The organism is Streptomyces sp. CNH287, assembly GCF_000424825.1.
Genome location: NZ_AUKQ01000013.1, coordinates 130,435 through 142,918, shown reverse-complemented (window position 1 = coordinate 142,918; position 12,484 = coordinate 130,435). Strand labels below are relative to the sequence as shown.

Sequence of the window (12,484 nt, the reverse complement as noted above, 5' to 3'; positions counted from 1 at the left end):
CACGTCGGCGCGGTGCTGCACGCGGCCCCGCGCCTCACGCGGCCCGGGACAGGGTGGACCGGTCCGCGGGCGACGCCTGCCGCAGGGGCGTCGCCGGGACAGTCACGGCTTCCGCCCCCTCGTGGCGCGGCCACAGCGCGAGGGCGCCGACGGTGCCCGCCCCGGCGAGGGCCGCGAGCACGGACCAGGTGAGGGTGAAGCCCCCGCTGGTGCCGAGCCACCCCGCGATCGGGTAGGTGAGCAGCCAGGCCAGGTGCGACAGGGAGAACTGCGCCGCGAACACCTCGGGGATCGCGTGCCGACCGGCGGAGGCGCGCAGGACCTTGCCGGTCGGGGTGATGACCAGCGCCATGCCGACACCGATCACGGCCCACACGAGCGCCGTACCGGTCCGGGTGGCCGCTCCGGCCGCGACGAGCGCCACCGCGCCCGCCGCGCCGCCGACGAGGACTCCGGCGCCGGTCGTCATGACGGTACGGGCGGCGATCCGGTCCAGCACCGGGGGCAGTACGAGGGCGGCGAGGAGCGTACCGGTGCCGGAGGCGGCGAGCATCCAGGCGACGTCCGACTGCCCGCCGCCCAGTTCGTCCCGGACGTAGTTGACGGTGCTGACGACGACGATCGACCCCGCCGCGGCGACCACCAGGTTGAGCGCCATGACGCCGCGCAGCCGCGGTGTCCGCAGGAAGGTCCTGATCCCCGAGGTCGCCTTGGCCCAGGCCCCGGTGCGGGTGCTGGGGCGGGCGTCGGGGATACGCGTCGCCAGGACGAGCAGGGCGGAGAGGAGGAATCCGGCGGAGGTGCCCAGGAACAGCCAGTTGAAGCTGAGGAAGGTCAGGGCGACGGCCGCCAGCACGGGGCTGAGCAGGCTCTCCATGGTGGAGGCGACCTGGGAGGCGGACAGGGCGCGCGTGTAGTCGGCCTCGTCGGTGACGATGTCGGGGATGACGGCCTGGAAGGTCGGGGTGAATGCCGCGGACGCGGCCTGGAGCAGCGCGATCAGGACGTAGATGTGCCAGACCTCGGTGATCAGCGGCAGTGCCAGGACGACCGCACCGCGCACCACGTCGAGGAGGACCAGGAACATCCTCCTCGGGAGCCGGTCGACGTACGCGGCGGCCAGCGGGGCGATGACCACGTACATGACCATCTTCAGGGTCAGGGCGGTGCCGAGGACCAGTCCGGCGCGCGGACCGGCGAGGTCGTAGGCGAGGAGGCCGAGGGCCACCGTCGTCAGCCCGGTGCCGAACAGGGCGATGACCTGGGCACCGAAGAGGCGGCGGTAGTCGCGGAGGGCGAAGAGGCGCATGGCGGGTTCCTTCGTGTCCCTGCGGCGGGGCACGGCCCCGGGGCGGCGGCCGTGCCCCGCGCGCACAGGCGGGGGTCTTCCTACGCACCGGCGTCGCTCCCCGGTGTGAGACCGGCGAGCAGGTTGAAAGCGCCGGTGAGGACGTTGAGTGCGACGATGCCGACGACGTCGGCTATCGCGCGGTCGCTGTAGCCGTGCCCGCGCACCGCGCTGACCTGCGCGTCGGTGATCGACGCGGGCTCGCGGTGCACCTGGAGGGCGAGGGTGAGGATCGCCGCGATCGCGGGATCGGCGGAGGTGCCCGCGTGGGCCCGTTCGATCTCCTCCTCGTCCACGCCCAGGGCGCGGGCGGCACCGACGTGCGCGTCGAGACACAGCCCGCAACCCAGGCGGGCCTGGACGGCGATCGAGATGCGCTCGCTGGTCGCGCGGGGGAGCTTGGCGCGTCCCATGGCGCGGCTGAGCTGGAGGTAGCCGCCCAGTACGGCGGGCGAGTGGGCCATCGTGGAGACCATGTCGCCGGGCCGGCCGTGGCGGGAGGCCAGGTCGGCGAGGAGGTCGCGGGAGGCGCCGACGGCCGTGTCGGGCGTGAGTCGGGTCAGGCGGGGCATGGCGCGCCTTCCTTCCGGTACGGGGGCTGCTCAGTGGTGGCCGTGAGGGCCGGGGTGTGCGGGGTGTGCGGGGCCGCCGTGCTGCCCGTGGCCGCCGTGGTCGTGGCCCGCGTGCCCGGGTGCGGGCGGGGCTGCCGTGGTCCGGACCGTGAACTCGGCCGTCCGGACGACGTCGTCGTGCTGGAAGTCCAGGTAGAGGCGGTAGGTGCCGGCCGAGGGCGCGACGGCCATGAAGGCGATCCCGGGCCCCGGCGCGGTGACGCCGTCGCCGGGCTCGCCCTCCGGGTGGACGTGCAGGTAGCCCAGGTCGCCGACGCGCAGCGCCACCAGGTGCCCGTACGCGGCCAGGTAGGGCTGGAGGTCGGTGACGGGGCGGCCGTCACGGCTGACGGTGAGGGTCAGCTCGCTCGCCTCGCCGGGCAGGAGCGCGCCCTCGAGCGCGACGGTGTACTCGCCGATCCGCGCGAGCCCGGTGGCCTCGGGGAGCGGCCGGGGGTCGTACGGCCCGGCGACCGCGACATCGGCCCCCAGCGTCAGGGTCCCGTCGTGGCCGGCCGGGTGGAAGTCGGCGAAGAACCTCCAGTCGCCCGGGTCCAGGGCCAGTTCGACGCTCCAGGTGCCCTTCTCGTCCCGCACCGGGTGCACGTGCTGGAAACCGGCCGTGTCGCGCCGGACGGCGATGAAGTGCAGCTCCTTCTCGTGCTCGGGCGTGAACTCGGTCACCGCCTGCCCGTCGGGGCCGGTCACCCGGAAGCTGACCGGCTGCACGCCGGCGGCGCGGACGGGCGAGTCCAGTTCGAGGGCGTACCCGTGCTCGGCGACCGCCAGCCCGCCGGGGCGGGAGCCGCCGTGGGCGCTGTGGCCGCCGTGGCTGCCGTGGTCGCTGGGGCCGTGGCCGGAGTGGTTCGTCATGACGTCTCCCTGGGTGTGCTGCGCCTTGCGGCGTCGTCGCCCGTGCAGGACAACGATCACAACCATATACCCCTAGGGGGTATTCCCGCGAGCCCTGGCTGCGCAGATTTCACCAGCACGGGTCAGCGCCACCGCCGGACTGCGGCCTGCGGGGAGGGGGAGGGAGCCGATTCCACGGGTGTCGCCCTCGGACAGGGCCGAGGGGCGACACCCGTGCCGGGCGCTGTCAGTCCCGGGGCTCCGAGCCGATCCCGTCGACCGGCTGGAATCGTGCCGCGTTCTCGTGCGCCCATTCGGCGAAAGTGCGCGCAGGGCAGCCCGTGACCGTCTCTACGGTCGGCAGGACCTCTCCTGCTTCGGCGGGCGGACTCGTGGCCAGGTGGATGCCGAACTCCACATAGTCGTCGTCGTACCCGTACCCGCGCAGGCGTGTGCGTTCCTGATCCACGGTCAGCTCGACGAAGGAGAGGTCCCGACCGGTCTCCTCCGCGAGAATGCGGACGCGCTCCCGTGGGGTGAGCGCTTCGGGGCCGGTCAGGGGATAGGTCCGTCCCGTGTGTCCCGTCTCGGTCAGGGCGCGGGCCGCGACTGCCGCGATGTCGGCTTCGTGAATCATCGCGCTCGGGTAGCCGGCCAGGGCGGACATCGTGCCACTGGCCTTGAGTTCGTCGGCCCAGTCGAGCATGTTGGCCATGAACTCGACGGGGTGCAGCAGGGTCCATCCCATGGTGCTGCGCTGGACCTCGGTATCGACGCTGGTCGAGGACCAGCTCCCGAGCACCGTCGCGCGACGGGCTCCGCTCCGCTCGGCCAGGTCGACGAGGTCTGCGCCGTTGGTCAGGTCCGCGTAGTCCTCCCCGCCGAAGGTGATGAAGTGGATCGCGTCGATGCCGTCGAAGGCGGAGCCTAGGGTCTCGACCTTGGCGAGGTCGCCGCCTACTGCCTGTACGCCCTCGGGGAAGTGTGCTGTGCCGGGATCGCGGGTCAGGGCACGAACCTCGTGCCCGCCCTGGAGAAGTTCTGCGACAAGGTGTCGACCGACCCGTCCGGTCGCGCCGGTAACCAGAACGCGCATGCTGTCAGGCCCTTTCTCCGGGGGTGGTCAGCGTGTGCGAGGGTCGCGCAGCGAGGCCATCGCGTCCATGAGGGTGGTGTGGAGGTACGTCAGCTCCGGCGTCGCGAACGACTCCCAGGACTCTTCGCCCGCGGAGTCCCCAGCATCGGCTGCGGCGTCGCTCCCGGCCTCGTCCCAGGTCGCAGCGCCCGGGTTGTGCTTGTAGACCCACCACAGGTGCCCGAACGGATCGGCGAAGCGCGCGAGCACGTCACCCCAGAAGTCCGTCGGCTCGGTGACGACCCGGGCACCGCCTGCGACGGCGCGCTTCAGGGTCGCGGCCGGGTCCTCGACGTAGACGCGTACGAACGCCGGCGTGTAGGGCCAGCCGGGCTTGCGGTCGGCGATGGTGAGGGTGGAGTCGCCGATCTGCAGTTCGGAGTGCAGGACCAGGCCATCGGCATCGGACGTCCTGGCCTCGGGAACCTCGGTCGCGCCGAACACGTCGGCCAGGAAGCTGATCAGACCGGGCGCGTCGTCGGTCCAGATGAACGGGTCCACCGTTGCGGACCCCGCGGGAGCCGCGGGGACGGCGGAGGGCTGAGAGACGGACATGGTTCTTCTCCTTCTTGGTGCTCGGCTGGTGACCCCACCCTCGCTCGGCTTCCGGTCAGTATCTGGCCACTAGTCCACTAACCTGGGGAACATGTCGCCCAGCACCAGAGCACTGGACATCCTCGGGCTCCTCCAGGGCCGTCGCCACTGGTCAGGGGCCGAGCTCGCGCACCGGCTGAACATCAGCGAGCGGACCCTCCGCCGGGACGTGGGCGGACTGCAGCAACTGGGCTACCCGATCGTCACGACACGAGGAACCGGTGGTGGCTACCAGCTCAGCGCGGGAGCGGCCCTCCCTCCCCTGGTCCTCAGCGAGGACGAGGCCGCTGCGACGGTGCTCGGACTGAAGGAGATCGCCACGGGTGCACACCCGGCCTCGGCGGAGGCGGCGGTCAGCGCGATGGCGAAGCTCGTGCAGGTCCTGCCGTCGCGCATCCGAGGCAGGATCGACAGCCTGCGGGCCGTGGCAGTCCCTGTCGAGGGGACCAGGAACCGAGCCGCCATCGGCGACATCACCGCACTGACGACGCTCGCGCTCGCTTGTCGTGACGCCGAGGCGGTGATGTTCGCCTACCGGCCCGGCGCGGGAGAACCGTCCCGGCGCACGGTGCAACCGCACCGGATAGTGAACGTCGAGAACCGGCTCTACCTCGTGGCCTGGGACGTGGACCGTGCCGACTGGCGCATCTTCCGGATCGACCGCATCACGGAGCCGCGCCGGACGGGGAACAGGTTCGCGCCGCGCCGCCTGCCCGACGACGATCCGGTCGCCTACGTGCGCACGCGGATCGGTGACCTGCCGTCGCGCTACCGGGTGCGGGCGACAGTGCACGCACCCGCCGAACGGATCAGGGCGGAGATCGTGCACTACGGAACCGTCCGGTCCGAGGACGACACCTCGTGCCAGGTGGAGATCGCCGCCGAGTCGCTGGACTGGGCGGCGTTCTGCCTCGTCGCGATCGGTGCCCCGTTCGTCGTGCACGGACCGGACGAGGCTGTCGACTACATGAGGGCGTGGGGGCACCGGCTCACCGAGGCCACCTCCTCGACCAGCTCCGCGAGCCCTGCCTTCTCAAGGCAGTGAGTGGTTCACCAAGATCGCCCACATCAGCGGTTCCGAGAATGTGCTCGAAGACGTGGCGGCGAGCCACACCACTCGAGATCACCCGGGACAGCCAGAACCTGCATCATCCGAAAGGATAAGAGCCCAGGCCGGCAATTCTCACGAATACGGCATAGGTGCCACCGATGTGCTATCGGATCTGAGATTGTGTCGCGAAATTTGAGACCCTGCAAAAAATGTGGGTTCTCAGCTTCGCAGTCAGGTGGCAGCACTGTGAACTGAGGCTTTCTCGTTGTCTCAGGTCATGTCGCCGAGCCGCTGCCTCAGCAACGTGTCATTTCCGCAGCCCGGAGTTCGAGGAATGCGCCGGGCAGTCCTCCCTCAAGGGGCCCGTCACATGGGGAGCGAGCGCAGTCGCACCGGCCCGCAGGGCCAGCGGGCGTCGTCGCGCAGGGGCGTGACCATCGTCCGCAGCGGCATGGTCACCAGGCGGGTTCCGGGTTGTTCGACGAGCACCTCCTTGTCGAGCGGGTGCCACCCGAGGCGCTGGTAGAGCGGGACGAGGGGAGATCGGCAGAACAGGAGTGCGTGCTGAGGACCCATCGTCCGGGCGTGCTCCAGTGCCGCTGTGACGACGAGCCGCGCCAGCCCCTGACCCTGCAGGTCGGGCGCGACAGCCACCCCGCCGACGCCCACCACCTCTGTCTCGGTGCCGCCGATGACGACAGGAAGCCGCCGCAGGCCGGCGTGTGCCACAAGCCGGTCGTCACGTCTGATGCCGAAGTGCTCTTCTTTCGGCAGCCAGGTCAGACCGGTCGAGGCAACACCGAAAGGATCGCCGCCGCTGCCGAGGATCTCCTGCTGGTCCGCCTCCGTGTACCGGGGGAGTCGCACCACAGCCGGTTCCACAGAGACCTGGTTCTCAGACATTCCCCCATCATGATCTCTCCACCGAGCACGGGACAAGCGATTCCGGGGCCGATCTGCGCCGTCCGGGCACCGGGTCAGCGAACCCGCCCCTGTGGGTTCTCAGCCGCTGTGTCCTGTAGCGACGCGGTGACCTGGACGTTTCAGGCTGTCTCACGTGGTGTCGCCTGCCCTGCTGACTCAGCCTCATGTCATTCCCCAAGTGAGCGCGGAGCGGCCGACGACTCCTCACTCCTGGTCCGAGCCATCTGCCGTATGGGGAAGCATCGGGAACAGTCGGGTGCTGAGGGCCACCGGTCGAGCGCCGTCGGGCCGGGCCAGGGGAGCGTTGTTCGCGGTCCTGGTAGGGCCGGAGCGCCCGTCGGCTCACGTCCGCGACCCGGCTCAACTCTTCGGGTGTCAGGTAGGCGACGGCGCTGAAGGCTTCGTCGTGGCGCCATTCGGTCGGCGCCTCGTCCCGCTGGGTCAGCCATCGCTGCCAGCTCTCGTCCTCCAGCCCGCGGGCCAGCGCGACGGGGTGCGGTTCGCCGGGTCACGGTGGTGGGTGAGGAGGTGCTGAGCCGTCCGTGCCGGGAAGTGACCGAGTTCGGGACTCCGGAGCTGTCGGCATTGATCGACGACATGTTCCTGACCATGCACGTGGCCGACGGCGCCGGTCTGGCCGCCAACCAGGTGGGCGTCGACCTGCGTCTGTTCGTGTACGACTGCCCGGACGACGAGGGAGTCCGGCATGTCGGCCACCTCATCAACCCCGTTCTGGACCTGCTCGATGCGGGAAGCCGCCGGCTCATCGACGACTTCGAGGGCTGCCTGTCCGTGCCCGGTGCCGCCATGGCGGTTCCCCGCACCGATCGTGCTGTCGCCCGCGGAGTCGACAAGGACGGCAGCCCTCTCGTCATCGAGGGAACGGGCTACTTCGCCTGGTGTCTGCAGCACGAGACCGACCACCTCTTCGGTCACACGTATCTCGACCGGCTCTCCCAGCGCGACCGCAAGGACGCGCTGCAGCAGATGGAGGAGCGCCGTGCGGACGTCTTCGCCCGGCGCGCCAGGAAGGCGGCCGCCTTGACCCGGTGAACCCGCCCCCCGCGCAGGATCTCGCGATCCATGACCTAAGGGCCGTCCCGTAATCCCCGGCGGGCGCACGACGCCAGCTACGGTCCCCTGCCGCGTTGTCGGATCGTCCGAATACGGCCCGGTATGAGGACGACCCTCCGCCTTGCAGGGCACCGCATCTGACGCCGTGCGCTGATCCACCGCGGATTACGGGACAGCCCTTAGGGACTCGCTGCGATCTGCGGCTCTTCAGGCTGCCTCACGCCATGTCATGCCGAGTTCGTCTCACGAACATGTCAGCTCCTCGGGTGCCGTCCGCGGCCGTCGGCCGGCACCCGGTGGCGGGCTACTTCTGGTGCGGGCGCGAAATCTGCGGTTGGTCGAGTTCCTTGGGCCCGTAGCGGGCGACTGCCGCCTCTGATTCCAAGGCCCAGTAGCGGTCTCCGTATGACCAGTGCCACCACTCCGTGGGGTAGTTGACCATGCCGACAGCGGTGAGGGCGGTGCTCAGGATGTTCCGATGAGAACGAGCCTGGTCGCTGATGTTGCAAGCCTGCGTGTAGCAGGCGCCCGCGCTCTCCTCCGGAGTCGCGTTCATACGCGTACCCATGTCGAGTTCACACCCGTCGTCATCGGCAAGCGTCAGGTCAACAGCTGCTCCGGCGCTGTGCGGTGCGATCTCAGGAGGGGACACGTAGCGGCTGGCCGCCGTACGGACCTGGTCTGCGGCCCATCCCGGATGCTCCGTACGCAGTTGAGCCGCGTATTCGTCGAAGTAGTGGCGTTGAAGGGACGGCGGGCGATACCCCTCGACGAACAGCAGCCGCACCCCTTGGGGAAGCTGTGTCTGTGCCTTGAGGAGGCGATCGAGCACTCCTTCGCGCAGGTAGGCGAAGGCACCGGCGGAGTCCTGCCACTTGCGCTCGTCGACCATCAGGCGACCCTCTCGTCGCAGATCCACGAGCCGTTCACCGCACTCCTGAACAGGAACGGCTGCGACCTTCGGGTCGGACATCAGAACGATCTCAGTCATGACTCGATCATCTCGTGCCCTTGCGCCCCTTCAGCTGGGATCTGCCGAGCCGCCGCGACGACGCGCTTGCCGAATCGAGTCACCTTGATGACCGCGCCCGTTCGGCCCGAACGAAGAGAGGCTGTCCAAGGTCGGCTTCAAACGGTTGATCTGGATCACCAGTGTCGACTGATGAATGCCAAGGTCGCGGGAAAGGTTCTCTTCACAGTCGCCGACTGACCCGCGGCGGTTCGGACAACCAGGACGCTCCACGAGACCAGGACCTGCAACAGAACTGGCCAAAGGGACAACCTCAGCCTCCCCTGAAGGTAACCGATCTAGAGTATGGTACGAACGGGAGGCTCGTGTAGAAATGGACAAGCTCTCGGAGAACGAGCAGGCGGACCACGAGAAATATCTGCCCATGCTCTTGAGGGAAAAGACGAGATTTTCGTGAAGGATGGGTGTGGGGGACGCAGAATACTGGATGGATCTGGCCAAAACCAGGCTCCAGGAGATTCGTCACGAATATTCCCGGGCGCTCGTCACGGCAAGTAGTGAGGAGCCTCCCGGTTTCTACTGCATGGGGAAGGACATGCGCGTCGACCAGGTGCGTCGAGTTATCGTCACGCCTGGAAACCCCAGCTATTGGCGGGAGCTCGACGGAAAATGGTGCATCTCCACGGAAACTCCTCCGGAACGTCTGTTCTTGTCATCGGTGATTGGCGCGTCTCGTTTTCTTCCGGCAGATGTATTCATCAGCATTGTGGAACGATTGTGCGCCGGTGAACCCTGGCGCGCCGTCTCCGAGTCGGAACTTGCGATGTTCCTGAATCTCACGGTGGCCGAAGGGGCCTGCCACCCCGAAGCCGATCTCGCCATCTGGGTCACTGCTGCCCACGAACTGTCCGCGCAGCACGGGCAGGCGGAGGTTCACGAACTTCTGCCAGAGCTGATTACCGATCACGATGTTCTGTACGATCCCGGGCACCCCGGGGGTCTATTCTCAGGGAAATTGCAGCCTGGAATGAGCAAAACGTTTGAGGGATCATTTGAGGACTACCGGGAACAGTTGTTTGCAGCCGTGCTGTCCGACCTCGGTCAGGACAGACCGGCGGAGCAACGACTGGAAACCTATGTTCGGGACGTGATGTTCTCTCGCATCGCCTCCGCGTTGGGATAGGTCCGGGTGGATGCCGAGCGCGGGGGCCGTCGCTCGGCTCTCACATGCCGCCCGCCATGTCGACGAAGCGGGAGTAGTGGCCCTGGAAGGCGACGGTGATCGTGGCCGTCGGGCCGTTGCGGTGCTTGGCGACGATGAGGTCCGCCTCGCCCGCGCGCGGCGACTCCTTCTCGTACGCGTCCTCGCGGTGCAGCAGGATCACCATGTCCGCGTCCTGCTCGATGCTCCCGGACTCGCGCAGGTCGGAGACCATCGGCTTCTTGTCCGTACGCTGCTCGGGGCCGCGGTTGAGCTGGGACAGCGCGACGACGGGGACCTCCAGCTCCTTCGCGAGGAGCTTGAGGTTCCGGGACATCTCGGAGACCTCCTGCTGGCGGCTCTCCGGGCGGCGCGAACCGCCCGACTGCATCAGCTGGAGGTAGTCGATGACGACGAGCTGGAGGTCGTTGCGCTGCTTGAGCCGACGGCACTTGGCGCGGATCTCCATCATCGACAGGTTGGGCGAGTCGTCGATGTAGAGCGGGGCGTCCGTGACGGCGGGCATCTGGCGGGCCAGCCGCGTCCAGTCCTCGTCCGTCATGTTGCCCGAGCGCATGTGGTGCAGCGCCACCCGCGCCTCGGCGGACAGCAGCCGCATCGCGATCTCGTTCCGCCCCATCTCCAGCGAGAAGATCACGCTCGGCTGGTTGTTCCTGATCGAGCAGGCGCGCGCGAAGTCCAGCGCCAGCGTCGAGTTGTGTGTCGGCACCATCGACTTCGTCGCGAGATACAGGTGATCTGCGTTGTCGACCTGCACGCACCGGACCGGAACGCTCTCGGTCTGCCGGACTTCCGTGAGGAACCGCTGTGTGAGCCTCGGAGTGCCCGGACGCCGGTGCTCCTCGTGAGCGCGCCGCTTCCGCTCCAGCCGGAAGACGTCCTCGGCGGGGGTGAACGTGATGCTGTACAAGGTGGACGAGTCGTGCGCGCGCCCGTTGACCCTCCTCTCGGATACCCCGTGCCGGTGGCCGAGGCTGGTGATCAGCTCACGGAAGTCGTCGGCGAGCCGCCGACCAGTGACCGCGAAGGTGACCGAGCCGGTGCGGGTCGCCGTCCCGTCGGTGTCCAGCAGGCCGGCCAGCAGCGCGCGCCGTTGAGCGACAGAGCCCCTCAGATACTCCTGGGGAATGTGCTTGTGCCCGAGCACGCCCATGGCGCTGAGCGTCCCCAGAAGGCTCCCGTGCCGTCTCGTGCAGGCGCTGCACCGCGGCTGCGAGAAGGGCGAGCTGCAACGCTTCCCACAGTCGGTGCACGTCATGTACGGCACTGGTGCGGACAGGCCACGCACCCTTCCGCCGCACGACCTGCCGCACGTGCGTACGTGTGCCGGTTTGGGCACGAAGACCTGATCGCACACGACGCAGCGACGCTCGAAGCGCTGCGGTTCAGTGACGGCCCAGCGCAGGTCGTAGGTCGTCGTCGTGCCGCCGACCCGGCGAATCTCGAATCCATCCTTCTCGATATGCGAGAGGATCTCCGGGTCGGCGCTGGTGATGCGCGCCGCCGCGCTGTGACCGTCTCCGAGCCACGCGCCCAGCGTGTACGGCGGCACGGGCAGTTCCGCCGCCGGGAGTTCCAGCGGAGCGGTGTTCCTGACGGAGTGGTTCAGGCGCTGGTCGGCAGTATCGCAGCGCAAGCTACCGGCGATCTCCCGGGTCGTCCGGACAGCGGCGAGCGTGCGCTCGTTCTGGTATGCGTGTGGTCCGGTGGCGGCCTGTTGGGCCGAGCGGCGGGAGGCACGGGTCTCGGTGAGCCACTGGTGATCGGCATCAGCGACCACACGGGTGCCGTCGTCGAACGTGATTCCGTAGCAGGGCCGACCGGTCATGACGTCCGTAGCGGCGGTGACCCGGGTCGGCTTGCCCTGTGCGTCGAGCAGGAAGTCACCCACCCGCACCTCGCCCATGGTGGTCCAGCCCGCGGGGGTGGGCAACGGGGTGTCGAGAGCGAGGGCCTTCCCCATCGCGGGGCGGGCCGCGACCACGACCATCTGGCCGGGGTGGAGGCCGTTGGTCAGGGCGTCCAGGTCGGTGAAGCCCGTGGGGACGCCGGTCATCTGGCCGCTGCGGGAGCCGATCGCCTCGATCTCGTCGAGCGCGCCCTCCATGATCTCGGCCAGCGGCAGGTAGTCCTCGCTGGTGCGCTCCTCGGTGACCGCGTAGATCTCGGCCTGGGCGGAGTTGACGATCTCGTCGACGTCGCCGTCGGCCGCGTATCCCATCTGCGTGATGCGCGTGCCCGCCTCGACGAGGCGGCGGAGGACGGCGCGCTCGTGCACGATCTCCGCGTAGTACTCGGCGTTGGCCGCCGTCGGCACCGACTGGACCAGGGAGTGCAGGTAACCCGGGCCGCCGACCCGGCTGATGTCACCCCTGCGGGTCAGCTCGGCGGCGATGGTGATCGGGTCGGCGGGCTCGCCCTTGGCGTACAGGTCGAGGATCGCCTGGAAGACCGTCTCGTGCGCCGGGCGGTAGAAGTCGTGGCCCTTGAGGACCTCCACGACGTCCGCGATGGCGTCCTTGGACAGCAGCATGCCACCCAGCACCGACTGCTCGGCGTCCAAGTCCTGCGGCGGGACGCGCTCGAAGGGCGTACCGGACCACGGGCCGCTCTCCCGGCCACGCTCGTGCTGCTCGCCGCCGCCACCGCCGGAGGTGCCGTTGCGCCGCTGCGGGGACACCGCGGCGACCCGGGCACCCTGCG

Annotated in this window: 11 protein-coding genes and 1 pseudogene; 3 read left to right on the top strand and 9 right to left on the bottom strand. The window is 69.1% G+C overall.

The window, feature by feature from the left end:
* Positions 1–34: 34 nt before the first annotated feature.
* The 5 genes from H299_RS0114655 to H299_RS0114635 all read right to left on the bottom strand — a co-directional run bounded on the left by H299_RS0114655 (position 35) and on the right by H299_RS0114635 (position 4,501).
* Positions 35–1,309 carry an MFS transporter gene (locus H299_RS0114655; RefSeq protein ID WP_027749017.1) on the bottom strand — a complete coding sequence of 425 codons (1,275 nt, stop codon included), beginning with the start codon at positions 1,307–1,309 and terminating at the stop codon, positions 35–37.
* An 80-nt stretch (positions 1,310–1,389) separates the two neighbouring features.
* Positions 1,390–1,920, bottom strand: coding sequence for a carboxymuconolactone decarboxylase family protein (locus H299_RS0114650; RefSeq protein ID WP_027749016.1), 531 nt, complete (start codon positions 1,918–1,920; stop codon positions 1,390–1,392).
* Between the two features lie 30 nt (positions 1,921–1,950).
* Positions 1,951–2,832 carry a hypothetical protein gene (locus tag H299_RS34225; RefSeq protein ID WP_037759053.1) on the bottom strand — a complete coding sequence of 294 codons (882 nt, stop codon included), beginning with the start codon at positions 2,830–2,832 and terminating at the stop codon, positions 1,951–1,953.
* Positions 2,833–3,058: 226 nt separating this feature from the next.
* Positions 3,059–3,907 (bottom strand): NAD(P)H-binding protein, encoded by an 849-nt coding sequence (locus H299_RS0114640; protein ID WP_027749015.1) that lies wholly within the window; start codon positions 3,905–3,907, stop codon positions 3,059–3,061.
* A 27-nt stretch (positions 3,908–3,934) separates the two neighbouring features.
* A complete protein-coding gene (locus tag H299_RS0114635; protein ID WP_027749014.1) occupies positions 3,935–4,501 on the bottom strand; it encodes a VOC family protein in 567 nt (188 codons plus the stop codon).
* Positions 4,502–4,592: 91 nt separating this feature from the next.
* Between H299_RS0114635 and H299_RS34220 the strand changes: the two genes are divergently transcribed.
* Positions 4,593–5,585: a helix-turn-helix transcriptional regulator gene (locus H299_RS34220; protein WP_051262481.1), complete on the top strand. Its 993-nt coding sequence runs from the start codon at positions 4,593–4,595 to the stop codon at positions 5,583–5,585.
* 372 nt (positions 5,586–5,957) lie between these two features.
* Here H299_RS34220 and H299_RS0114625 read toward each other — a convergent pair whose 3' ends face one another.
* Both H299_RS0114625 and H299_RS40435 read right to left on the bottom strand, forming a co-directional pair.
* On the bottom strand, positions 5,958–6,494 hold the full coding sequence (locus tag H299_RS0114625; RefSeq protein ID WP_027749013.1) for a GNAT family N-acetyltransferase: 537 nt from the start codon (positions 6,492–6,494) through the stop codon (positions 5,958–5,960).
* A gap of 225 nt (positions 6,495–6,719) precedes the next feature.
* Positions 6,720–6,999, bottom strand: a pseudogene (locus tag H299_RS40435) (ArsR family transcriptional regulator); the annotation flags it as partial.
* Here H299_RS40435 and def point away from each other — a divergent pair.
* Positions 6,963–7,568, top strand: coding sequence for a peptide deformylase (gene def, locus H299_RS34215; RefSeq protein WP_051262480.1), 606 nt, complete (start codon positions 6,963–6,965; stop codon positions 7,566–7,568). The pseudogene H299_RS40435 and the gene def sit on opposite strands and share 37 nt — an antisense overlap.
* Before the next feature lie 325 nt (positions 7,569–7,893).
* Here def and H299_RS0114615 read toward each other — a convergent pair whose 3' ends face one another.
* Positions 7,894–8,580 (bottom strand): M15 family metallopeptidase, encoded by a 687-nt coding sequence (locus H299_RS0114615; RefSeq protein WP_027749012.1) that lies wholly within the window; start codon positions 8,578–8,580, stop codon positions 7,894–7,896.
* Between the two features lie 445 nt (positions 8,581–9,025).
* Between H299_RS0114615 and H299_RS39620 the strand changes: the two genes are divergently transcribed.
* Complete coding sequence (locus tag H299_RS39620; RefSeq protein WP_158692333.1) at positions 9,026–9,742, top strand: hypothetical protein; 717 nt, start codon at positions 9,026–9,028, stop codon at positions 9,740–9,742.
* Between the two features lie 40 nt (positions 9,743–9,782).
* Here H299_RS39620 and dnaB read toward each other — a convergent pair whose 3' ends face one another.
* Positions 9,783–12,314, bottom strand: a complete 2,532-nt coding sequence (dnaB, locus tag H299_RS0114600; RefSeq protein ID WP_486587278.1) for a replicative DNA helicase — start codon at positions 12,312–12,314, stop codon at positions 9,783–9,785.
* Positions 12,315–12,484: the final 170 nt, after the last annotated feature.

Excerpts from the sequence above, each read along its gene's own strand:
- H299_RS0114655 (WP_027749017.1), bottom strand. The coding sequence starts at position 1,309 with ATGCGCCTCTTCGCCCTCCGCGACTACCGCCGCCTCTTCGGTGCCCAG.
- H299_RS0114650 (WP_027749016.1), bottom strand. The coding sequence starts at position 1,920 with ATGCCCCGCCTGACCCGACTCACGCCCGACACGGCCGTCGGCGCCTCC.
- H299_RS34225 (WP_037759053.1), bottom strand. The coding sequence starts at position 2,832 with ATGACGAACCACTCCGGCCACGGCCCCAGCGACCACGGCAGCCACGGC.
- H299_RS0114640 (WP_027749015.1), bottom strand. The coding sequence starts at position 3,907 with ATGCGCGTTCTGGTTACCGGCGCGACCGGACGGGTCGGTCGACACCTT.
- H299_RS0114635 (WP_027749014.1), bottom strand. The coding sequence starts at position 4,501 with ATGTCCGTCTCTCAGCCCTCCGCCGTCCCCGCGGCTCCCGCGGGGTCC.
- H299_RS34220 (WP_051262481.1), top strand. The coding sequence starts at position 4,593 with ATGTCGCCCAGCACCAGAGCACTGGACATCCTCGGGCTCCTCCAGGGC.
- H299_RS0114625 (WP_027749013.1), bottom strand. The coding sequence starts at position 6,494 with ATGTCTGAGAACCAGGTCTCTGTGGAACCGGCTGTGGTGCGACTCCCC.
- H299_RS0114615 (WP_027749012.1), bottom strand. The coding sequence starts at position 8,580 with ATGACTGAGATCGTTCTGATGTCCGACCCGAAGGTCGCAGCCGTTCCT.
- dnaB (WP_486587278.1), bottom strand. The coding sequence starts at position 12,314 with ATGCTGCTGTCCAAGGACGCCATCGCGGACGTCGTGGAGGTCCTCAAG.